The following is a 22,252-nucleotide window of genomic DNA, read 5'->3' as shown; positions in this document are numbered from 1 at the left end:
ACATGCCGATGGGTTTCGCGGAGGTCGGTGGCGAGGAAGGCATCAATTATTTTCCTTCAGGAAATTGGCGTCATCGTCAAAACTGAAAATGTGCTTATGACCACGCTGTCCGGCCTTCACCTGGTACATCGCACGGTCCGCGGCGCGTAGCAATTGTTCGGAACTGCTGCCATGCAGCGGGTAGATGGCGATGCCGATGCTCACCGAAGGCACGATGCGTTCGTTGAAGCGGGTGGGCATGGGCGTGGCCATGCTGGCCAGGATCTTGTCGGCGATGCGCACCGCGTCGTCGGAGTTGTGCAGCGGCGCGAGCAGCACCGCGAATTCGTCGCCGCCGAGCCGGGCCACCACATCGCCTTCGCGCAACTGGGCGCGGATGCGCTGCGCCACCTCGATCAGCAGGGCGTCTCCGGTGGCGTGGCCATACTGGTCGTTGACGGATTTGAAATGGTCGTTGTCCAGGTACAACACGCCGATGCTGGAGCCCTGGGTCTGGGCGTCCTGCAGCACCCTGGAGAGCCGGCGGCGGAAATAGGCGCGGTTCGGCAGGCCCGTCAGGCTGTCGTGGTTGGCCAAGTGCGACAGCGATTTGTTCTCCTGGTGCAATTGGGCCTGCTGCGCTTCGATTTCGCCGAGCAGCGCGTTGAAATCTTCGCCCAACTTGTCGAATTCCGCGATGTGCGAACGCGGCGCGCGGCGCGAGGTGTTGGGTTCGGCCCGCGCGGCGTGCGTCATGGTGATCAATTCCTTGACGGGCTGCAGGATCTCGCGGTAGCTGCGGCGTGAAAGCTGCCACACGGCAACACTGCCCAGCGCCAGGCAACCGAGCAGGCCGAGCAATCCGGTGAAGATGAAGCGAACGAAGCCAGCACCATCGCCTTGCAACTGGACGTGGCCGATGGCGTGCCCCTGGTAGACAATGTCCGACGTGGTTGGCTGCGCAAGCAGGAGGTTGGCCAGGCGGTCGCCAAAACGGTCGAGGGTCGTGCTTCGAGGCCGCACGTACCGGCCGAGCACCGCGCCGGTGGCGTCGACGATGGCGGCGCTGGCCAGCGATTCCTGCCGGCCGATCAACTCGAGCGCTTCGGCAATCGCACCTTCGTCGCGAAACACCACGGCTGCCTCCGCCGTATAGGCAACGGAACGCGCCACCAGTTGCAGGTTGTGTTCGGCCGAGGTGCGCAGCGCCAGGAGTGCGGCAATCATCAGTGACGTGCCGACCGCAAAAAGCATGACGGCCGCCACGCGCACATGGGCCCGCCGCAGCGTCAGCAGCAGCGTTGTCGGCGGCCGGTCGACCAACGGAGGAAGAGGGTCTGCGCCGGTCTTCATGAGGAGTTCTTGACCGCGCGGCGGCCGAGACGCAGTACCTGCGGATTGACACGTACGCCGCTGCGGGCCACCGAATCCAGATTGACTTCGAAGGGCACGGTCGAGGCCGTGGTATTCACGTCCAGGCAGAACATGCCGCCGATCATGCAGATCGGCGACCGCTCACAGACGGTCAGTACGGGCTTGCCGGAGATATGGGCGAAAAGGTTGCGCCAGCTGCCCTCGTCGAGTTCACCGACGTAGAGGGCGTCGCACTGTGCGACGACGTCGGCATCCACCGGCACACGCAGCGTGGTCACGGCGCGTTGGTTCAGCGGCGCGATGCCCTGGGTCAGCAGGCTTTCGCCGTGCGCACCCTGGCCGGTGATGCACAGGCGCAAGACGTGCGATTCGTCCGGCCAGCGGGCATAACTCAGGATGCCGCGCACGGTGTCCGCCACGCTCAGCCTTTCCTGTCCCGAAAGTGCCATATCGACCGTGTCGCGATGGTCCCGGGCCGGCATGGACGCAGCGGCATCCGACGCTGACTGGGCGAGCGCGGGTGTGCACAAGCATGCGCACAGGATCAGGTGACCCGCGCAGCGTTGCGCGAGACGGCGGAAAAAGTCGAGAAAAATCAACGACATAGGAAGAAGCGCCAGGGATGGATGACGGTTTGCAAGGGTGCGCCGCATGGTATGGACCGCCGCTCGGAGCGCCAACCAAGTTTTTGGCAGATGTTCGGGACAATCCGGGTGCATTCTTCAACCGTTCCGCGCTTTCGGTGATAACGCACACCGCGCGGAATCATTTCAAAACAAGGACAAATGAGTGGAGTTCTTCACCTCCTCCATCACGGCATAGGTGCGGGTCTCGCGCACGCCGGGCAATTGCCACAGCACGGTGCCGGCGAAATGCCGGTAGGCCGGCATGTCGGCCATCCGGGTCTTGAGCAGGTAGTCGAAGCCGCCGGCCACCATGTGGCATTCCATGATTTCGGGATGCACCTGCACGGCGGCCTTGAAGGCTTCGAACACATTGGGGGTGGTGCGGTCCAGCAATACCTCCACGAAAACCATCATCGCCGCCCCGAGCTGCAGCGGATTGAGCCTTGCCTCGTAGCCGAGGATGTAGCCGTCGCGCGTGAGCCGCTGTACGCGCGCCAGCACAGCCGTGGGCGACAACGCCACGGCCTCGGCGAGCTTCAGGTTGGAAGTTCTGCCGTCCCGCTGCAACACATCGAGAATACGCCGGTCGAGCCGGTCAATCTCTGGTATGGGGGAGGGGCTGGCAATCATTGTCGTACACACGTTCTGTGGGTGAGACAAATTATGGCCAGAAATCGCCTGGGAATTGCTCAGTCAGACCCTTATTCCCGGTGAGTTACTTTTCCCCACACTTCATGCGGCCGGCCGCAGGCCGCCGGGTCTAACGCAGGTGCGTGGCCACCACGTGTTCCACTTTCGCCATCTGCGAGGCCGACAGCGTGGCGAATGGGCGCCGGCATGGGCCGCAGTCCTGGCCCAGCAGTTTCAGCATGGCCTTGGTGCCGGGGAAGACGCCAATGTCGATCAACACGTCGATCACCGCGTTGGCGCGCGTCTGCAGCCGCTGCGCGCGCGGCAGGTCCCCGCGGCGCAGGGCTTCGTACATCTCGACGAAGATGCGGCCCATCACGTTGAAGGTGGTGCCGATGCCGCCGTCCGCGCCCATGGCCATGCCGCCGGCGAACATTTCGTCGAAGCCGTTGTAGATCACCGCGTCCGGCGCGGCGGTCTTGAGCCGTTCGAGCTGGTACAGGTTCTGGGATGTGTGCTTGACGCCGATGATCTTCGGATGGGCGAGCAGGGTCAGCAGGTCCGCGGTGCTCAGCGGGCGGGCCGACTTGGCCGGAAAGTTGTAGACGACCAGTGGCAAGGGCGTGGCGTCGGCCAGCGCCTGGTAGTGCGCCAGCACTTCGGCCGCCGAGAAGTCGTAATAGAACGGCGGTATCGCGGAGATCGCGTCGTAGCCCGCATCGGCTGCGGCGTGGGCGAGATGGATCGCCTCGTCGGTGGCGATGGCGCCGACGTGGGCAATCAGCCTGGCACGACCTTGCACGGCACGCGCGAAGGCTTTCAGCACCGCCACGCGCTCGTCGGCGGTCTGCAGGAAGGCCTCGCCGGTGCTGCCGCCGACATAGAAACCATGCAGCCCCTGCGCGAGCTCGAATTCGGCCAACGGCGCGAGTTGGTCGAGGTTCAGCCGGCCGTCGGCGTGGAAAGGTGTGATCAGGGCGGAGTAAACGCCGCCCAGGGCGTGCGCGGGACGCTGGGTTTCAGACATGTCGGTGAGCGAGTAAAAGGTTGAATCACTGGCCGTGCATCAGGTGCGGCAGCCACATGGTCAGCGGCGACCAGAGCGAGATCGCGATCAGCACCACCAAGAGCGGGATCAGCCACGGCAGGATGGCGCGCGACATGGTCTCGAAACTGATGTTGGCGATGCGCGTGACGACGAACAGGACCACGCCGATGGGCGGATGGATGGTGCCCAGGATCAGGTTCAGCACCATGATCACGCCGAACTGCACCGGATCGATGCCGTATTGGATGGCCGCCGGGACGAGGATCGGAATCAGGATCAGCATGGCCGCCAGCGCCTCCATGAAGCAGCCGACCACCAGCATCAGCACGTTGGCCATCAGCAGGAAGGCGACGGGGCTCTGGATCGTGCCCACGATCAGCGGCGTGAGCGTCTGCGGCAGCCGCGAGATCGACACGCACCAGCCGAGCGCGCTGGCCGCCATCACCAGCACCAGCACAAGGCCGGTGGTCTCGGCGGTGTCGATCAGGATGGGGCCGAGTTGCTTCACTTCGAGCGTGCGGTACACCACGAAGCCCAGGAACAGCGCATACAGGCAGGCCACGGCGGCGGCCTCGGTGGGTGTGACCAGGCCGCTGAACATGCCGCCCAGGATCACCACCGGCGTCATCAGCGCGAAGAAGCCGTTGAGGAAGGCCCGGCCGATGGCGCGGAAGCCGGCGAACGGCTTCTTCGCCATGCCTTCGCGGCGCGCCACGAAGCCGACCATCACCATCAGCGACAGCCCCATCAGGATGCCCGGCACCACGCCGGCCATGAACAGCTTGCCAATCGACACGTCGGCGGTCACGCCGTAGATCACCATCGGCAGCGATGGCGGAATGATCGGGCCAATGGTGGCTGCGGCGGCGGTGATGGCGGCGGCCGTCTCGGGCTTGTAGCCCGCGTTCTTCATGGCGCGGATCTCGATCGCGCCTGAACCGGCCGCGTCCGCCACGGCCGAGCCCACCATGCCCGCGAAGATCATGCTGGTCAGGATGCTGGCATGGGCGTAACCGCCGCGCACCCAGCCGATCACCGTGCTGGCGAATTCGACGATACGGTCGGTCAGCCGGGCGGCGCCGAGGATGTTGCCCATCAGCACGAACAGCGGCGCGGCGATGATCGGGAACGAGTTCATCGAGCCGGCCATCTTCTGCGGCAGCACCGTGACCGGCATGCCGCCGAGCCAAAGGAAGGCCAGCGCGGCCAGGCCCATCGAGGCGAACAGCGGCAGGCCGCAGAGGATGGTGAACAGCCAGCCACTGGAAATCTTCAGCATCAGGCTGGTCATGGCGCGATCACCTTGCTTCTGGGAGCCGTGCCCTTGATCTGCCGTGCGAGGTCCATCAGTGCCTGCACCATCGTCATCAGGCCGGCCGGCACCATGGGTGCGTACATCCAGGCGTTGGACAGCGGCAGTGCGAGTGCTTCGATGTCGGCATTGGTGCGCACCAAGTGCACGCTGTACCAGGCAATCACGCCACCGAACACCGCCATGCCGATCTGGATCACGGCCTCGGTCCACCGCCACGGTTGCGCCGGCAGCTTGTCCTGGAAGAAACGGATGCGGATGTGGGCGTTGCGCCGGGTGGCGATCATCCAGCCCAGGCAGGCGAGCCAGATCATCAGGAAGCAGCTGCCCTCGTCGGTCCAGCTCAACGGATGGCCGGCTGCGCGCGAGACGATGCCGGCAGTCACGACACCCAGCAACACCACCACGAAACACCCGGCCAGCCACTGGAGCGCGCGGTCGAACGTCGTCGGCCTCACGGTCGGCGCATCCGCAGCGAGCGGGTTCGCGATCGGCACAGCGCTCATAGCGCCAGCAGCGATTCGAAGGTGCCCTTGCCCCATTTCTCGGCGAACATCGCGGGCACCTTGTCGAGCACCGGTTTGCGCCAGGCCGCGAGGTCGGGTTCGATGATGGTCATGCCGGCCGTCTTGAAGGTGCCGACCAGCGCCGCCTCCTGGCTCAGCAATTCCTTGTCCTGCCAGGCCGCGCCGGCGGCCAGCGCCGCCTGCAGGATGTCGCGGTCGACCGGTTTCAGGCCCTTCCAGAAGGCTTCGTTCACGATCACCATGCGTGGCGTGATGATGTGTTCAGTCAGCACCAGCACCTTCTGCACCTCGTAGAACTTGCCGCTCTGGATGGTGGGCAGCGGGTTCTCCTGGCCGTCCACCGCGCCCTGGCTCAAGGCCAGGTACAGCTCGCCGAAGGCGATCGGCGTGGCGCGCGCACCCCAGGCCTCGGCCATGGCACGGAAGGTGTCCACCGGCGGCACGCGCAGCTTGAAGCCGGCCATGTCGGCCGGCGTGCGCACGGGCTTGTTGGCGGTGAGGTGGCGCTTGCCGTAATAGGTGATGTTGAGCATGCGCATGTTGCGCTTGGCCGTCAGGTCGTCGTTGAGCTTGGCGAAGAGCGGGGTGCCCGCGGCCTTGGCCATGTGCGCCGCGTCGCGCCACAGGAAGGGCGCCTCCACCACGGAGAGTTGCGGCAGGAAGGCGCCAAGTGCACCCGCGCCGTCGGTGGTCATCTGCAGCGCGCCGGCCGACACGGCCTCGATCATGTCCTTGCCTGAGCCGAGTTGGCTGTTCGGGAACACCTGGATGTCGATGCGGCCGCCGGATTTCTCCTTGACCTCCTTGGCCACGCGCTCGGCCATCTGCACCTGCGGGTGGGAGGTGGCCAGCGACTCGCCCCAGCGGATGGTGACGGGTTGCGCGCGCAGCAGCGCGGGGCTGGCGAGTCCGGCGGCCATGGCGGCGGCGCTGGCCAGGAATTGGCGTTTGGAGGTGGTGTGCATTTGTCTCGGCCTTTCTGGGTTTTCTGTCGTGGCTCGCCGCCCCGGGTCGAGGGCCGCCTGCGCACGCGGATGAGCCAGCCCTTCACCTGTCAGGTGATCCATGGCTAACATGTCAGTAATCTAGCGAAAATTCCCCTGAAAACGCTAGGGAGAAACCCGCCTTCGCCTTGGTACTGTTCGCCGGCCAGTCCCACGGCGCGCCGGCGGCAAGCCTGGCGCAGGCTGCGCGGCGACAATGCGCTGAGGGCGCCATGTTGCCGCGCCCCAAGTCCATGGCCAAAGTCATCCTCTTCAACAAGCCCTTCGACGTGTTGACCCAGTTCCGTCCGGACGGCGACCGCTCGACGCTGGCGCAATTCATCCACGACCCCAGCCTGCGCGTGGCCGGCCGTCTCGACCGGGATTCGGAAGGTCTGCTGCTGTTGACCGACGATGGCGCGCTGAACGCACGCATCACCCAGCCGAGACGCAAGCAGTTCAAGACCTACCGCGTGCAGGTGGACGGCATCGCGGATGCGGCGGCGCTACAGGCGCTGCGCCAAGGGGTGATGCTCAAAGATGGGTTGACGCTGCCGGCCATGGCCGAAGCCATTGCACCGCCCGAGGTCTGGGCACGCACGCCGCCGGTGCGTTATCGATTGAGCCTGCCGACTTCGTGGCTGGAGATTCGCATCTACGAGGGCCGCAACCGCCAGGTGCGGCGCATGACCGCGGCGGTGGGCCTGCCGACCTTGCGGCTGATCCGGGTGCAGATCGGCGACTATGCGCTCGGCGGCCTGCAGCCCGGGGAGTGGCGCGAAATCCGCGTGTAGCGACGCGGATGTGGCGCTCCCGATTTCTTAAGGCTTGGCGGCGATCACGCCGATTTCGACCTTGAACTCGGGCGCGGCCAGGCGGGGGCTGAGCACGGTGGCGCGGGCGGGCGTATGGCCGGCCGATGCCCAGGCTTCCCAGGCCTTGTTCATGTCGCCGAAGGTGTCCATGTCGGTGAGCCAGATGGTGGCGCTGAGGATCTGCGACTTGTCGCTGCCGGCGGCGGCCAGCAGCTTGTCGATCTTGGCCAGCACGGTGGCGGTCTGGGCCGTCACGTCCGGGGCGGCACCGGCGTCAGCGCACTGGCCGGCCAGGTAGATGGTGTTGCCGTGGACGACGGCCTGGGACATGCGGGGGCCGGTTTCGATGCGTTGGATGGTCATGGTGTTGAAAGCTTGCAAGGTTGAAAGAACACGGGATGATACGCAGGTTGCGTGGCCCGCTTCCTGCGCGGCGCGCATCCCATGGCCGGAGCTTGCGGTGCTCAGGACTCGACCCGCACCGCGCGGTACAGCGTGCGCACCAGGTCCGACTGCGTGATCACACCGACCAGGCGCGTGTCCGCATCGATGATCGGAATGTGGTGATGGCCATCCTCGGAGAACAGCGGCACGAGTTCGGTGAGTGGCCGCTGTGCGCTGGCCACACGCACCTGGCGCGCCATGATCTGGCCCACCACCTCGGGTTTTTCGGTGGCCACCGCGCCGGTGCGGCGCACGAAGTCGCGCAGGCGCCGGCTCAGGTCCTGCGGCTGGTCCACGCCGGCATGGCGCAGGAAGTCGGCCTGGGTGACGATGCCGACGATGCGCCGCGCGCGGTCCACCACGGGCAGCGCCTTGATGCGGTGCTGGCGCAGGAGGTTCCAGGCCTCCCGCAGCCCGGTTCCGAATTCCACGGTGATCGGCGGACTCGACATCACGTCGGCGCATTGCAGCGCGCCGAGTTTGCGCCGGAAGGCCGCCATCTCGGCCTGGCGGAGCAGGGTCTCGAGGTCGGCGCGGCTGATGTCCAGGATCTCGTTGTGCAGCGCAAGTGCGGCATCGAGGTCGGCAGGATCGAAACGAGGCCCGGCGTCGGTGGCAGGTGGTGTGGCGCCGGTCTGCGCATGCGGATAACGGCGTCCGGTGGCGCGGTTGTAGGCCAGGCCCGCGGCCACCAGCAGCGTCGAATTCACCAGTGCCGCGAACAGGCTGAGTTCCAGTCCGACGGTGTGGCTCAACACCGCCGACAGGGCCATCGCGCCACCGGGTGGGTGCAGGCAGCGCAGCATCAGCATGGCGGCAATGGCCAGGCCCACGGCCAGGGGTGCGGCCAGCAACGGGTCGTCGACCCAGCGCGCGCAGGCCACGCCGATCAGCGCCGACACGGTATTGCCCGCCACTACCGACCACGGCTGGGCCAGTGGGCTGGACGGCACGCAGAACACCAGCACCGCACTGGCGCCCATGGGCGCCACCAGCCACAGGCCGTGTGCGGTCGACGCGGCGATCCAATGGCTCAGCCACGCGGTCACCAGGATGCCGATGGCCGCACCGGCGATGCCTCGCCAACGCTCACGGGCGTCGATGGCCAGCGGCGCCGGCCAGAAGATCCTGCAGGCCTGGGCCAGGCGCGTGCGCGTGTCCTGCGATGCGGAGGGGCGCCGCGCCATCATCGGGCCGACTTCTCGCCGCGGGGTACCGGCTGCACTGCCTCGCTGGGGCACAGCGGAGCCACACCGCCTGTGGCCGTGGCTTCGATGGCCTGGGGGATCGGTGGCGCGACCAGGTCCGCCTTGCGCACCCGTGCGGCTTCGCGCTGCAGCATGAACAGGCCCGAGCCGATCAGCAGCGCGATGCCGCACCAGGCCAGCGCGTTGGGCAGGTCGCCCCAGACGACGAAGCCGATCAACACCGCGAACAGCAGCGTGCTGTAGCGAAACGGTGTCACCAGCGAGATCTCGCCCTGGCGCATGGCATAGACCAGCAGGTAGTAGCCCAGCGACAGCAGCACCGAGGCCAGCGCCAGGCAAAGGGTTTCGCGCCAGCCGAAGGGGCTCCAGCCCTGCACCAGGGACACCGCGCCCGAGACCGCGGCCACCGCCACGGCCGTGGCCAGCGTGATCAGGATCACCGGCACGCCCGCCGGGATGCGCCGCGTGAGCAGGTCCCGCGTGGCGTGGAACGCCGTGGCCACCAGCGCCAACAGCGCATAACCGTTGAAGCCGCTGGCCTTGGGCTGGATCACCAGCAGCACGCCAAGGAAACCCAGGCCGATGGCCAGCCAGCGCGAGGCGCGCACCCGCTCACCCAGGAAACAGGCGGCGAAGACCGTGATGAACAGCGGCCCAGCGAGGTTGATCGCGGTGGCGTTGCCGATCGGCATGTGGAAGAGGGCGGTGAGGTAGAGCATGGTCGCCGCGGTGTCGGCCAAGGCCCGCGCCACCACCCAGCGCTGGCCAGTCATGCGGACCTGCGGCAGCACACCCATGGCCCGCGCCACCGCCAGCACCACCAGGCAGGCCATGACACCCCGCAGGAAGATCAACTGCGCCGCCGGCAGGGTCTGGCTGGTGTATTTCACCAGGGCATCGTTGGCGATGAAGCTGGCCATCGCGGCCAGCATGGCGAGGACGCCGCGGCGGTTGGCGGCATGGCGGGCAGCGGCGGCGCTGCTCATCGGAGACGGCGCGGGATGCGATAACAGGCGGATGACATGAAAGATGGCGGCGCGGTGAAGCCGCCATTCTGCCTGTGATCCCCAGTGGCTGCACCATCCCGGTGCATTATGACTGGTGTGCGATGCGAAACATGGTGCGCCGCGTGTTGGTGAAATGCGGCCGGGTGATGTCGCTCCAGGGCGTGGCGCGCACGGCCAGCCAGGGCGGCGAGCCGAGCGTGTCTTCCGTCACGAGGTCGTAGCAGGCGAGCGAGAGCGGGCCGTGGCCGTGGTTCAGGAACCGCGAGGCGCGGATGCAGCCTGGCACGGCGGCCAGCCCCGGCATGTGTTCGGTGTCGTACCAGCGGGCGATCTCGGGCATCCAGCCGTCGTCGGGGTCCATCTCCACCGCGTAGTGGAAGTCGGCGCGTTGGCCGGCCGAGGCGCCGGGCGTGTCGAAGACCTGCTCGAGCCGCGAGGCGCGGACTTCTCCGGCCCATCCGGTGTGCTGGGTGAACATCTCGACGAGTGCGGCAAGGCTCGACGCGCTGGCGTTGCCGGCAGGCTCGAGGTACGCATAACCGACGCCGCCCTTGGCCGACCAGGCAATGCGCCGCACGCCCGCCACCAACGGCGCGGCTTCGGCGCAAGACAGGCCGCTTCGGCACGCGGCGTCCAGGCGCGCCCAGTCGCCCGGATCGGCCAGAGCGCCGTCGACCGGCATCTGCAGCAGGATCAGATCATTCATCGTTCTCAATGTCCGATGTGCAGCGCCACGAGAAAACGCGACACCATGTTGTAGGCCGCGACGGTAGCGGTGAGGTCGACCAGCGCCTGGCCATCGAAACGGGCGCGCACACGGTCGAACAGCGCGTCAGGCACCTCGATGTCGCGTGTCATCGCGTCGGTGAGTTCGAGCACCAGCCGTTCGTCGGCGGAGAACAGACCGTCGGGCAAGACGGGCTGCCGGGTGGCATCGATGGCCGCCTGCGTCACGCCGCCGGCGAGCGCATGCGGCACGTGGGCGTCGAATTCGTAGGCTGCGCGGTTCAGCACCGCCACGCGCAGGATCACCAGTTCGCGCAGCCCGGCCGGCAGGCTGTTGCGGTTGCGGATGGCCGACAGCATCTGCTCCCAGCCTTGGGCCACGGGCGGGCTGTTGAGCAACACCTGGTACAGCGGCGAGATGCGGCCGCGTTCGGCCAGGATCTGCGCTTCCTGCGCGGCGAGTTCGGGGCGGGTTCCGGGGGGAATGGGTGGGATGCGCATGGGCTTCAGTCGGGCTTGATCTTCTTGCCGACCACGATGGCCGACCACTTGGCGGCGTCGGTCTTTTGCAGTGCGGCCAGTTCTGCGGGCGTGGACGGTGCCGGCTCCGCGCCCGAGGCCATCAACCGGCTTTTCACCGACTCGGTCTCCAGCGTGCGGCGCAGGGCCTGGTTCATGCGGTCCACCTCGGCTGCGGGCGTGCCCTTGGCGGCGTACATCGCGTACCAGTTGTCCGAGTCGACGCCGGGCACGCCCATCTCTGCGAACGTCTTCACTTCGGGCAGCAGCGGATGGCGCTTGGCGGCGGCAATGCCGATGGGCTTGAGCTTGCCGGCCTTGATGAAGCCGATGAGCCCGGGAATGTCGCCGAAGAAGCCGTTCACGTGGCCGGCCAGCACGTCGTTGATGGCCGGCGCGGCACCCTTGTAGGGCACATGCAGCAGCTTGGTCTTCGAGGCGTCGGCCAGCTGTTCCATGGCCAGGTGCGGCACGCTGCCGGTGCCGGAGGAAGCCAGCGTCAGCGGCTGCTGACTTTTCCCGGCCGCGGCCACGAATTCGGCACCGGTGTTGTACGGTGCGCTGGCGTTGACCACCAGCACCTCGACGTTGCGCACCACCAGCGTCACCGGCGTGAGGTCGCGCACCGGGTCGTAGGACAACTTTTCGTAGAGCGACGGGTTGATGGCCACCGCGCCCACGCTGGTGAGCCAAAGCGTGTGCGCATCCGGTGCGGAACGCGACACGTATTCGGCCGCGATCGCCCCATTGGCGCCGGCCTTGTTCTCGATGATGACCTGCTGGCCCAGCTCCTTGCCGAGTTGTTCGCCCAGGGTGCGCGCCACGAAGTCCACCGGCCCGCCGGGCGGGAAGGCCACGACGATGCGCGTGACCTTGTCCTGCGCGAAGGCGCCGGGTGCGCAGGCGAGCGCCAGTGCGGCGACGAGTGAGTGCAACGCGTGGCGCCGCAGGGGTTGGAAAGGCTTCATGGTGTTGTCTCCTGTTGATTGGTCTAGTCGCAGCGGACGGACATGCCGCCATCGACGATGATTTCCGTGCCCGTCACGAAGCGTGCTTCGTCCGACGCGAGGAACAGTGCCGCCGCCGCGGTGTCCCGGCCGTCCCCCATGAAGGGCAGCGGGATGCGCGACTGGCGTTGCGCCAGCAGTGCGGCCACGTCGCCGCCCGCGCGCTGCCCGGCGAGCCGGGTCTCCACCATCGGCGTGTGCAGCTGGCCCGGCACCACGCAGTTCACGCGGATGTGCTGGGCGGCGTATTGCACGGCCAGTACGCGCGAGAACTGGATCACGCCGGCCTTGGTGGCGGCATACGCGATCTGTGCCGCGCCGGTCCAGCGCAGGCCCGAGGTGGAAGACAGGTTGACGATGGCGCCGCTGCCCTGGGCCAGCATGTGGGGCAACACGTGTTTGCAGGTGAGGAACACGCTCTTCAGGTTGTGGTCCACCTGGGCGTCCCAGATGTCCTCCGCCATTTCCACCGGCCCGCCCTTGGCCGAGCCGCCCACGTTGTTGACCAGGATGTCGATGCGGCCGAATCGCGCGATGCAGGCTTCGACCATGGCCGCGATCGAGTCGCTCTGCGTCACGTCGCAGCTGCCGGTGGCAAAGGTGCCGTGTGCGGCCGCGATGCGCTCGGCGGTTTCCGCCATGCTGGCCGGCTGGCGGTCCACGCCGAACACCGACGCACCTTCCTCGGCGAAGCGTACCGCGATGGCGCGGCCATTGCCCCAGCCCGGGCCGGCCGAGCCGGCGCCGGTGATGAGCGCGACCTTGCCATCGAGCCGGCGCGCAGAGGGTTTGAAGATCGTTTCGCCTGTCATGCTGCGAACCGGTAGAAGTGCTGTGGATTCGTCACCAGCAGTTGCTGGCGGCTGGCCTCGTCGGGCGCGATCTGCGCCAGGCTGTCGACGAGCACGGCGTCGTCGGGCACGTGGTGGTGGTTCGGGTGCGGCCAGTCCGTGCCCCAGAGGCAGCGCTCGGGAAAGTCCTGCACCAGCCGCTTCGCCAGGGCGACGCCGGCGGTGTAGTCGCTGCCGCCGACCACGCGGTCGATGCCGCTGACCTTCACGCGAAACAGCGGGTTGTGCATGAGCCGGTGCAACGCCTGGAAGTCGGCATGGTCTCTGCCGAGCGTGGCGTCCACGCGCCCCATGTGGTCGATCACCACCGGCACGGCGCTGCGCGCCAACGGCTCGGCCAGGCTGTGGATCAGCGAACTTTCGAAATGCACCTGCAGATGCAGGCCCAGCGGCGCCAGCCGCCGTGTGAAGGCCACCACGCCTTCGATGCCGGCGGGGCTGGCCAGGTGGCTCATGAAGTTGAACCGCACGCCGCGAAAGCCCGCCGCAGCCAGGCGTGCGAGCTCGGCGTCGGGCACGTCCAGCGGCACCAGCGCCACGCCGAGGTAGCGGCCGCCACCGGCGGCGATGGCGTCTTCCACCACGCGGTTGTCGAACCCGTGGATCAGCGACTGCACGATCACGCAGCGCTCGATGCCCAGCAGGCGGTGCAGGGCGAACAGCGCTTCCTTGGGTGCGTCCACCGGCGTGAAGCCGCGCGCGGGATCGAACGGGAAGCGCGCCGCGGGTCCGAACACGTGGACGTGGCTGTCGCATGCGCCGGCGGGCAGCGCCAGCCGGGGCGCGGTCGGGCGGGGGTTGTAGGTCAGCACTGCTTCGTTGGCCATGGTCGGTTCTGTCTCCGTTGTTCGTGCCGGGATTGTGCGGTTCGCGGGTCCGTTCGTGTGCTGCTTTATGCCGATACCAGCTATTTGCAGAAAGCATGGGCCATACTTCGGCGCATGGACCTCACGCGCTTGCATTACTTCGTGGCCGTTGTCGAAGGCGGCAGCTTCAGCCGCGGCGCGGCGGCGTTGCACATGTCGCAGCCCGCGCTCAGCCGCCAGGTGCTGCTGCTGGAGCAGGAGGTCGGGCAGGCGTTGCTGGTGCGCACGGGCCGCGGTGCCGAACCCACCGAGGCCGGGCTGGCGTTGCTGGCCCACGCACGCGGCATTTTCGAACTGGCCGACAGGGCCCGGGCCGACATGTTCGAGCGCCAGGCCAGCCCGCGCGGGCGTGTCATCGTCGGCCTGCCGCCGCGGGTGGCGCATGTGCTCACGGCCGACCTGGTGGAGCGCTTCCGCGCCGAATATCCGGACGCGATCATCAGCATGGTCGAAGGCCTGAGCATCCGGCTGCGCGAATGGGTGGTGGCCGGCAAGCTCGACATGGCGATCCTGTTCGATCCGCCGCACTCGCCGCAGATCGAGGAGGAAACCCTGGCGCGCGAGCCGCTGGTGCTGATCGGGCCGGCCCCCCTGCCGCGCCGCGTACGGCTCGCCGACGTGGCCGCATTGCCGCTGGTGATGCCCAGCGGCCCGAACGCCTTGCGCCAGTTGCTCGAACGCGAAACCCGGCCGCGAGGGCTGCCGCTGCAGGTCGTGGCCGAGGTGGATTCCGTGCAGACCGTCCTGTCGCTGGTGGCGCGCGGGGTGTCGCACACCGTGTTGCCGCAGAGTGCGCTCAGGCTGTGGACCTACGACCAGCCATTGCACATGGCGCCGATCCAGTCGCCGGCCATCCGCAACCGCCTGGTACTGGCCGTGCCCAAGGCGCGCCCGGCCACCAAGCCGAGCCGGTTCGCGGTGCAATTGCTGCGCGCGCTGGCGCTCGAGCATTACGGCGGGAGCCCGGCGCAGGTGGCCAAAGCCCGTTGAATATCACGGAAAACACCGATGGCCGAGGACGGATCGACGTGAGATGCTATTTAAATCGTAGCTGACAAGGTTTTCCAATGCCCCGTATCGCCGACATCACTCCTGGCTTCTACCGCATCCCGCTGCCGGTGGTGCTTTCCGATTCCATGCACGGCCAGATGCTGGCCTTCGAACTCAACACCGTGCGCGTGCGCGATGCGGATGGCGCCGAGGGCACGGGCTACACCTTCACCGTGGGCCGCAACGGCGCGGCGGTGGATGCGGTGCTCGCGCGCGAGTTTCCGGAGATCATGGCCGGTGAAGAGACCGACCACATCGAGCGCCTCTGGCACAAGGCCTGGTGGGCGCTGCATTACGGTGGCCGTGGCGGGCCGACGGTGCTGGCGCTGTCGGCGTTCGACATGGCACTGTGGGACCTGAAGGCGCGGCGTGTCGGCCTGCCGCTGTGGAACCTGCTGGGCGGCTACGACCCGCGTGTGCCGTGTTATGCCGGCGGCATCGACCTCGAACTGCCCCTGCCCGACCTGCTGCGCCAGACCGACGGCAACCTCGCCAAGGGTTTTCGTGCGATCAAGATGAAGGTCGGCCGCGCGCGCCTGCATGAGGACGTGGAACGCGTGAAGGCCATGCGGGCCCACCTGGGCGAAGGTTTCCCGTTGATGGTCGATGCCAACATGAAATGGGGCGTGGACGAAGCCATCCGTGCCGCGCGGGCGCTGCAGCCGTTCGACCTGGGCTGGATCGAGGAGCCGACCATCCCCGACGATCCGGCCGGCCATGCGCGCATCCTGCGCGAGGGCGGCGTGCCGCTTGCGGCCGGCGAGAACCTGCGCAGCCTGTGGGAATTCAAGCAATACGTGGCGGCCGGCGCGCTGAGTTTCCCTGAGCCCGACGTGACCAACTGCGGCGGCGTCACCCCGTTCATGAAGATCGCGCGGCTGGCCGAGGCCTTCAACATGCCGGTGACTTCGCACGGGGCCCACGACGTGACCGTGCACCTGCTGGCCGCCTGCCCGAACCGCAGCTACCTGGAGGCCCATGGCTTCGGGCTGGAACGCTACATTGCCGAACCGTTGCGCATCGAAGACGGCGTGGCCATCGCGCCGGACCGGCCTGGGCACGGCATCACGTTCGACTGGGCGGGGCTGGAGAAGATCCGGGTTTGAGCGGATCAGGGTGGATGAGGGCAGGCGAGAACGCCGCCGGCTCAGTGCGGAATGTCGAAGGCCAGCGCGCCGCCGTCGCAGAGCCCGTCCGACAGCACCAGCAGCCGGTAGTGTCCGGGGCTGGCATCGAGCAGGGTGAACGCTTCGGGCTTGATCTCCTTGTCGCATTCGCGCTTGGCAACGCCGCGCAGGTCCAGCGTCGCCAGCGGCTTTGGGGGCCTGGGGGGCTTCGGCGCCGGCGTTTCGGCATCGTCCCAAAGCAGCACCGTCCAGGGCAGGTCGGCGTTGCGCTGGTCATCGTCGGGGCCGGCCAGCAGCAGGATGCCGTCGGGCACCGCAAGCAGGTCACGCAGGCCGCGGCCCGCACCCAGGTTGACCTGGTGGACCCTGGGCTTCGCATCGCCGCCTTCGAACAACGCACCGGCATCGACCGAGACGATGAAGGCCGCGTCCTGCGCCGTCGGTCCGCGCAGGCCGAAGAAAAGCCGGCCGGCGCGCACCGCCAGGCCTTCGATGTCGATGCCGCCACGGCCCAGGCACACGCCAGGGGCCGTCGCGGCCGCGAGTTCGGGCAAGGTGGCCAGCAACGCAGGCAGATGGGTGGCGTCCCTCAGGTCCGGGGGCTGCGCCGGCCATCCGGTGGCGGCATCGCGCCGGAAGCGCAACACGTGCCGGCTCGCCGGATTGGCGGCGCAGCTCTGGCGCTTCACGGCGTGGGAACCGGTGACGTAGAAGTACGCACCATCGGTGGCCGCGCCTTCGGCGTCCAGTTCGTCGCCGTCCCGGCCCAGGGCGATGCTGTGGCCGTCTGGCTGCAACCGTCCGTCGCCGACTTGGGCGAACGGCATCGACACGCCTTCGTCCACCGCCAGCAGGCAGACGTTGCGGCGCTGTGCGTTGGGGGCGCAGGCGATGCCGCTCACGGCCTGACGTGCCTTCTTCGGCTTGTCCTTGAACACGAAGCCGCCGCCCGCCGGCCAGATGCCGCCCAGGGGCGGGACGGCCGGCTGCGCCTGCGACGCCAGCGCAAGGGCCGACAGGGCGGCGGCGATGCCCAGGAAGCGGATCGGGCGCATGGATCGGTGCATGGCTCAGTGCTTGGTGAATTCGACGATGCTGTCGACGAATTCCTTGATGGCCTGCGCCGCCTTCGGCTCGATCGAGGTGAATTCCACCGGGCAGCGGTACTCGCCGTTCACCTCCGACACGCGAAGCACCTTGGCGTAGATCTGCGTGAGCTCGCGGCCCATCAGCGACAGGGCCAGGCCGATCTTGATGTCGTCCATCGGCTGCAGCGGCGTGCTGCTGACGACGAACATGCCGCCATAGCTGATGTCGGCGATGTGGGCGGCGTGTTCCTGCTTCAGCACCGACTTGCCGCGCAGCACCTGGAACACCAGCGGCATGTCCACCTCGACCCGCGGGCTGTTGCGCATCTCGCGTTTGGGGGCGACCAGCGGCGGCTGGTGGCGGGGCAGCCCCAGCAGTTCGTACATGCGCACCACGCCCTTCTTGCCCTTGACCGCGACCTCGTTGACGTCGCCGATCTCGATGAAGTCGCGGGCCTGCTGGTAGATGCTTTCGCTCAGCAGGATCTGCCCGCGCAGGCTGTGCGCCTCCACGCGCGATGTCAGGTTGACCTGGTCGCCGATCACCGTGTATTCGCGGTGCAGCGCGGAGCCCAGGTGGCCGGCCACCACCTCGCCGGTGTTCACGCCGATGCCCATGTACAGCGGCGCCATGCCGAGCCGCAGGTTTTCGGCGTTCACCTCCTCCATGGCCATCTGCATCTCGATGGCGCAGGCCAGCGCGGCCTCGATGTCGCCGGGCAACTCGTCGGGCGCACCGAACAGCGCCATGATGGCGTCGCCCATGAACTTGTCGATGCTGCCGCCGTGGCGCACGATGATCTCGGTCATGCGGGCCAGGTAGCGGTTCAGCGCGGCCACCATCTCCATGGCGGTGAAGCGTTCAGAGGTGCCGGTGAAGCCGCGCAGGTCCGACAGCAGGATGGTCACGCGCCGGTGCGCGGTGGGTGGATCGTCCGGCGCGGCCAGGTCCACCGCGCGCTCGACGGCGGCGCGCAGGTCGGCTTCGGGCCACGGCGCCATGGCCGGGCCGGTGTGGCCCTGGACCAGGTCGACGAGGTGCTGCACCAACTGCTGTCGGTCTACGTTTTTCATGGCTCCGACTCTAACCCGCGGCGCCGGCTCAGTCGGGTTTTTCGAACCACACGGCCGCCAGCGCCCGGGTCTTCTGCCAGGCCGTCATGCGTTCGTCGGACAGCACGTCGAGGAAGTCGGACAGGCGCTTGGACTTGACCATGGTGTAGACCGTGAGCGCGGTGGTGAGCACGAAGGTGATGGCGAAGATGGCGAGCTTGCGGTCCATCGGCGCGTCGGCCTCGGCCAGCAGGTTCATGCCGAGGAAGCCGGTGGTCACGGTGCCGATCAACCCGAAGATGGTGACCACGGTGAGCCGCACCACGGTATTGGCCTGGCGGCGCAGGCTGTCGGCTTCCAGGTAGGCGTTCATCTCGGCGATGCGCTCCTTCACCTCGGCGTAGAGCGGGTCCAGCCCCAGGTGGTTCGAGCACATCTGGAACAGCGCGCGGGTCTGCGCCTGTTCCGAAATTTCGTGGAACCAGTAGCGGTGGGTGAAGCGCAGGAAGCCCGCGAAGCTGTCGCGGATGGTGCGCTTGAAGCGGCGGATGCTGGCCGCCTCGGTGATGTCGAGGTTCTTCAGCGCCTCGGCCATGCGGTCGGAGAACATCAGCATCGCCGCTTTCTGGAAGTGCGCGATCAGGAACACCATGAAATGCTGGTGGCGGAACTGGGCCAGCACGCCACGGTCGCGGCAGCCGTAGAACTCGCTGCGCGCATCGCCCACCACCACCAGCGAATGGCCGCTGCACAGGTAGCGCGTGTTCGGCGCCGTGCCACCTTCGCTCCAGAAGCGGTCGTAGCAGAAGCGCCGCTCGAAGTCGGCGAGGTGGTCTTCGGCGTACGGTGACTGGTCGGGCACCGTATGCGAATACGGCGACTGGTCAGGCGCCGTCTGCGAATACGGCGAGGGGTCAGGCGCCGCCGCCCCGTAGGCCTGCGGCGCGGCCATGCCCGGCTGCGGGTCTGCGGCGGTGGCGAACGACGACGTGGAGCGGCCCGCCCCGGTCACCAGGCCGAGCCGGATGAAATCGTTGCGGCTGAGCTTGCGCGGATCGTCCACCGACAGATAGCCCATGAGCGGCATGCGGTAGTACTCGATCTGGCGGTAGCGCAGCGGGCCCTGCGCATCCGAATGGTCGCTCACCAGCGGCTCCAGCAGCCAGGCCCAGTGGGCGGCGATGCGCGGGGCACGGTGCGCGCTGACGTGCGACATGAAGGCCTCGCGGTGATGCGCGTCCGACTGCGCCAGCAGCGTGCCGCCCGCCCCCAGCAGTTCGGCGTTGGCCAGGCAGTGCAGGGCCTGGCCGTCGCCGTCCCAGCCTGCGGGGTAGCCGCGGCCGAAGCGGTAGAGCAACTCCTGGGCTTCCTCGAGCGACAGGTTGTCGGCGCTGACTTCCACGTTGAGCAGCACCAGGTCCACGTCGAGGAAGAAGTACAGGTCGATGTGGATCACGTCGAGCAGGATCGGCCGGTCGGCCGGGCGCGGCGTGGCGCGCACGGCCTTCACGTCGTGGCGGCGGAACACCCGCATGGGCGAGCGCGAGGCCGGGCCGAGGCCGGCGCCGCGGCTGCGGCCTTCGCCATAAAGAAAGCGCTGCACGTAGGGCAGGAAGGTCACGAACTCGTTGTAATGCCGCTCGTGGAAGGCCTCGGGGCTGCCGTTGTATTCGTCGACCACCTCGCGCCACGGGGAGCGCTCGCCCATGTCGGCCAGCAGTTGCCAGGGCTTGGCATGTTGGCCCTCGGAGCCGCGCACCGGCATGAGCCGCAAGGGCCAGAGCAGGGCCTGGCGGAAGTGGTGCACCTTGGGCGGCGCATCGTTGGGGGGGCTGAAGCTGGTGCCGGGGCGAGTTTCGGTAAGCATCGTGCGGGCCGGAATCTGTTGGTCTGGTTATGGCCGCAGTGTATGCCTGCGCGCCCGCGTTTGCCCAGGCCCTGGCGGCCGGCTGGCGGCCTGCTCAATCCTCCAGCAGCCGCACCCGCACCGTCTTGCCCTTGACCCGGCCGTTGGCCAATTTCTGCTCGGCCTCGCGCGCGATGCGGCGGTCCACGGCCACATAGGTGGACCATTCGTTCACGCTGATCTTGCCCACCTGCTCGCGGGTAAAGCCGGCCTCGCCGGTGAGCGCCCCCAGCACGTCACCGGCACGGATCTTCTCCTTGCGGCCACCGACGATCTGCAGCGTCGCCATCGGCGGCACCAGCGGCTCGCTGCTGGCGGGCGTGAGTTCGTCGAGCTTGTGCCAGTCGGATTCGCGGCCCTGCAATTGCTCGATGCGGCCGACGAAGCCCATCTCGTGCATGCTGGCCAGGTTCAACGCCCAGCCTTCCTGGTCGCCGCGGCCGGTGCGGCCGATGCGGTGGATGTGGACCTCGGCGTCCGGCGTCACGTCCACGTTGATCACCGCTTCGAGCTGCGCGATGTCGAGCCCGCGCGCGGCCACGTCGGTGGCCACCAGCACCGAGCAACTGCGGTTGGCGAAGCGCACCAGCACCTGGTCGCGCTCGCGTTGCTCCAGCTCGCCGAACAGCGCCAGCGCGCTGAAGCCCTGGGCCTGCAGCGCCTGCACCAGGTCGCGGCACTGCTGCTTGGTGTTGCAAAAGGCGATGGTGCTCTGCGGCCGGTAGTGGTTCAGCAGCAGGCCCACGGCGTGCAGGCGTTCGCTGTCGGCCACTTCGTACCAGCGCTGGCGGATCTTGTGTTCCTCGTGTTGCGCCTGGACCGTGATCTGCAGCGGCGTGCGCATGAACTGCTGGCTGATCCTGGCGATGCCTTCCGGGTAGGTGGCCGAGAACAGCAGCGTCTGCCGCTCTTTCGGGCACTGCTTGATGACGGTGGCCATGTCGTCGAAGAAGCCCATGTCGAGCATCCGGTCGGCCTCGTCGAGCACCAGGGTGTTGAGGGCCGACAGATCGAGGTGGCCGCGCTCCAGGTGGTCCATGATGCGGCCCGGCGTGCCGACCACGATGTGGGCGCCGTGCTCCAGGCTGGCGATCTGCCCGCGCATGGCGACGCCGCCGCAGAGCGTCACCACCTTGATGTTCTCGGCCGCGCGCGCCAGGCGGCGGATCTCGGTGGTCACCTGGTCGGCGAGTTCACGGGTCGGGCACAGGATCATGGCCTGGATCGCGAAGCGGCGCGGGTTCAGGTTGGCCAGCAAGGCGAGGCCGAACGCCGCGGTCTTGCCGCTGCCGGTCTTGGCCTGCGCGATCAGGTCCTTGCCGAGCAGGGCCGGCGGAAGGCTCTCGGCCTGGATCGGCGTCATCTGCAGGTAACCCAGCTGCGTCAGGTTGGCCAGGGTCTCGGGGCTCAGGGGCAGGCTGGCGAAGCTGGTCGCGGCGATGGGGGAGGGGGTTGCGTTCATCCCCCGATTATCCGGGCGGGGCTGCACAACGCGTGGAAGGCGCCGAATCGACGCCGGAACGCAAAAGGCTGAGCCAGCCAGGCAAGAATTTTGTGGGAATTTGTAAGTGCCGCGCGGGCCTCTGAGAGTGGAGGCAGGTACAGGCCTACGATTTGACGGGGTTTACACCGGTTTTCCAGGCTTTGCGGCTTCTTGCATCATCCACAATGCGACGCACTAGGACATGCCATTCAGGAAAGAACACCCTCATGGACCTGCAATACGAACTCAAGGCCGGCAGTTACTACCTGTACGACATGAAGACGCCTGCAAGCGAAGTGACGGGTGAGCGAAGGTACCGGCTGTGCACCGACCTCGTCGCCGTGGCCTTCGATGCCAGCACCGGGCACCTGCACCAGCACGGCAGCCCGACGCGCATCAAATCCTGGGCCATGGGCGCACGCCGCAAGCTGCGTGCGGCCGGTGCGGTGGACATCGCCAACGACATCGTTGTCGTCTCCGGCCCGCTGCCGGTGGACGAGCTCAACAAGTGCATCGGCATCGATGGCTACTGCGGTCGCATGTTCAAGCGGCTGGCGAGTCTGCCGCACGGCAAGCTGGCCGCGAGCCGGCCCGCGGCGCGGCAATAAGCAAAGGCCCTCGGC

General features: G+C 67.7%; 23 protein-coding genes. 4 read left to right on the top strand and 19 right to left on the bottom strand.

What is annotated here, in order from left to right; translation table 11 throughout:
- Positions 1-42: 42 nt before the first annotated feature.
- The 7 genes from dgcN to RD110_RS24810 form a co-directional block, all read right to left on the bottom strand.
- Positions 43-1,332 (bottom strand): diguanylate cyclase DgcN/YfiN, encoded by a 1,290-nt coding sequence (dgcN, locus tag RD110_RS24840; RefSeq protein ID WP_076203175.1) that lies wholly within the window; start codon positions 1,330-1,332, stop codon positions 43-45.
- A complete protein-coding gene (gene yfiR, locus RD110_RS28190; protein WP_204250005.1) occupies positions 1,329-2,006 on the bottom strand; it encodes a regulatory sequestration protein YfiR in 678 nt (225 codons plus the stop codon). The genes dgcN and yfiR overlap by 4 nt, the downstream gene beginning before the upstream one ends.
- Positions 2,007-2,123: 117 nt before the next feature.
- Entirely contained in the window at positions 2,124-2,609 is a 486-nt protein-coding gene (locus RD110_RS24830) for an Lrp/AsnC ligand binding domain-containing protein (protein ID WP_076203172.1), read from the bottom strand.
- 130 nt (positions 2,610-2,739) lie between these two features.
- A complete protein-coding gene (locus tag RD110_RS24825) occupies positions 2,740-3,636 on the bottom strand; it encodes an N-acetylneuraminate lyase (RefSeq protein WP_076203171.1) in 897 nt (298 codons plus the stop codon).
- A 25-nt stretch (positions 3,637-3,661) separates the two neighbouring features.
- Positions 3,662-4,948, bottom strand: a complete 1,287-nt coding sequence (locus RD110_RS24820) for a TRAP transporter large permease (protein ID WP_076203169.1) — start codon at positions 4,946-4,948, stop codon at positions 3,662-3,664.
- Entirely contained in the window at positions 4,945-5,475 is a 531-nt protein-coding gene (locus RD110_RS24815) for a TRAP transporter small permease (protein WP_157900320.1), read from the bottom strand. The genes RD110_RS24820 and RD110_RS24815 overlap by 4 nt, the downstream gene beginning before the upstream one ends.
- Positions 5,472-6,461, bottom strand: coding sequence for a sialic acid TRAP transporter substrate-binding protein SiaP (locus RD110_RS24810; RefSeq protein ID WP_076203168.1), 990 nt, complete (start codon positions 6,459-6,461; stop codon positions 5,472-5,474). The genes RD110_RS24815 and RD110_RS24810 overlap by 4 nt, the downstream gene beginning before the upstream one ends.
- Before the next feature lie 251 nt (positions 6,462-6,712).
- Between RD110_RS24810 and RD110_RS24805 the strand changes: the two genes are divergently transcribed.
- Positions 6,713-7,273: a pseudouridine synthase gene (locus RD110_RS24805; protein ID WP_076205640.1), complete on the top strand. Its 561-nt coding sequence runs from the start codon at positions 6,713-6,715 to the stop codon at positions 7,271-7,273.
- 27 nt (positions 7,274-7,300) lie between these two features.
- Here the strand turns inward: RD110_RS24805 and RD110_RS24800 are convergent, their stop codons facing one another.
- The 8 genes from RD110_RS24800 to RD110_RS24765 form a co-directional block, all read right to left on the bottom strand.
- Positions 7,301-7,657: a RidA family protein gene (locus tag RD110_RS24800; RefSeq protein WP_076205637.1), complete on the bottom strand. Its 357-nt coding sequence runs from the start codon at positions 7,655-7,657 to the stop codon at positions 7,301-7,303.
- Between the two features lie 101 nt (positions 7,658-7,758).
- Entirely contained in the window at positions 7,759-8,928 is a 1,170-nt protein-coding gene (locus tag RD110_RS24795; RefSeq protein ID WP_239467118.1) for an HPP family protein, read from the bottom strand.
- Positions 8,925-9,932 carry a DMT family transporter gene (locus RD110_RS24790; RefSeq protein WP_076203166.1) on the bottom strand — a complete coding sequence of 336 codons (1,008 nt, stop codon included), beginning with the start codon at positions 9,930-9,932 and terminating at the stop codon, positions 8,925-8,927. The genes RD110_RS24795 and RD110_RS24790 overlap by 4 nt, the downstream gene beginning before the upstream one ends.
- Positions 9,933-10,038: 106 nt before the next feature.
- A complete protein-coding gene (locus RD110_RS28725) occupies positions 10,039-10,659 on the bottom strand; it encodes a hypothetical protein (protein ID WP_239467117.1) in 621 nt (206 codons plus the stop codon).
- Between the two features lie 5 nt (positions 10,660-10,664).
- Positions 10,665-11,180: a carboxymuconolactone decarboxylase family protein gene (locus RD110_RS24780; protein WP_076203165.1), complete on the bottom strand. Its 516-nt coding sequence runs from the start codon at positions 11,178-11,180 to the stop codon at positions 10,665-10,667.
- Positions 11,181-11,185: 5 nt separating this feature from the next.
- Positions 11,186-12,166 carry a Bug family tripartite tricarboxylate transporter substrate binding protein gene (locus RD110_RS24775; RefSeq protein ID WP_076203162.1) on the bottom strand — a complete coding sequence of 327 codons (981 nt, stop codon included), beginning with the start codon at positions 12,164-12,166 and terminating at the stop codon, positions 11,186-11,188.
- A 23-nt stretch (positions 12,167-12,189) separates the two neighbouring features.
- Positions 12,190-13,017 carry an SDR family NAD(P)-dependent oxidoreductase gene (locus RD110_RS24770; protein WP_076203159.1) on the bottom strand — a complete coding sequence of 276 codons (828 nt, stop codon included), beginning with the start codon at positions 13,015-13,017 and terminating at the stop codon, positions 12,190-12,192.
- A complete protein-coding gene (locus RD110_RS24765) occupies positions 13,014-13,883 on the bottom strand; it encodes an amidohydrolase family protein (protein WP_076203157.1) in 870 nt (289 codons plus the stop codon). Before RD110_RS24765 ends, RD110_RS24770 begins: the two co-directional genes overlap by 4 nt.
- Before the next feature lie 114 nt (positions 13,884-13,997).
- Here RD110_RS24765 and RD110_RS24760 point away from each other — a divergent pair, with 114 nt between their 5' ends.
- Positions 13,998-14,912: a LysR family transcriptional regulator gene (locus RD110_RS24760; RefSeq protein WP_076203154.1), complete on the top strand. Its 915-nt coding sequence runs from the start codon at positions 13,998-14,000 to the stop codon at positions 14,910-14,912.
- 77 nt (positions 14,913-14,989) lie between these two features.
- Positions 14,990-16,078 (top strand): mandelate racemase/muconate lactonizing enzyme family protein, encoded by a 1,089-nt coding sequence (locus RD110_RS24755; RefSeq protein ID WP_076203138.1) that lies wholly within the window; start codon positions 14,990-14,992, stop codon positions 16,076-16,078.
- A 41-nt stretch (positions 16,079-16,119) separates the two neighbouring features.
- Here the strand turns inward: RD110_RS24755 and RD110_RS24750 are convergent, their stop codons facing one another.
- From RD110_RS24750 to dbpA, 4 genes are all read right to left on the bottom strand, one after another.
- Positions 16,120-17,166, bottom strand: a complete 1,047-nt coding sequence (locus tag RD110_RS24750; RefSeq protein WP_157900319.1) for a DUF3616 domain-containing protein — start codon at positions 17,164-17,166, stop codon at positions 16,120-16,122.
- 3 nt (positions 17,167-17,169) lie between these two features.
- A complete protein-coding gene (locus tag RD110_RS24745) occupies positions 17,170-18,261 on the bottom strand; it encodes an adenylate/guanylate cyclase domain-containing protein (RefSeq protein ID WP_076203133.1) in 1,092 nt (363 codons plus the stop codon).
- Positions 18,262-18,289: 28 nt separating this feature from the next.
- Positions 18,290-20,107 (bottom strand): magnesium transporter CorA family protein, encoded by a 1,818-nt coding sequence (locus RD110_RS28720; protein ID WP_239467116.1) that lies wholly within the window; start codon positions 20,105-20,107, stop codon positions 18,290-18,292.
- 94 nt (positions 20,108-20,201) lie between these two features.
- A complete protein-coding gene (gene dbpA, locus RD110_RS24730; protein WP_076203131.1) occupies positions 20,202-21,608 on the bottom strand; it encodes an ATP-dependent RNA helicase DbpA in 1,407 nt (468 codons plus the stop codon).
- A 248-nt stretch (positions 21,609-21,856) separates the two neighbouring features.
- On the opposite strand from dbpA, the gene RD110_RS24725 reads away from it, so the two are divergent.
- Complete coding sequence (locus RD110_RS24725) at positions 21,857-22,237, top strand: hypothetical protein (protein WP_076203129.1); 381 nt, start codon at positions 21,857-21,859, stop codon at positions 22,235-22,237.
- The last annotated feature ends 15 nt before the right edge of the window (positions 22,238-22,252 follow it).

Origin of the sequence: Rhodoferax koreense, from assembly GCF_001955695.1 — a bacterium.
GTDB classification, from domain to species: domain Bacteria; phylum Pseudomonadota; class Gammaproteobacteria; order Burkholderiales; family Burkholderiaceae_C; genus Rhodoferax_B; species Rhodoferax_B koreensis.
Note: the sequence above shows the minus strand (reverse complement) of the source record. Positions and strands in the feature narration are given on the sequence as shown.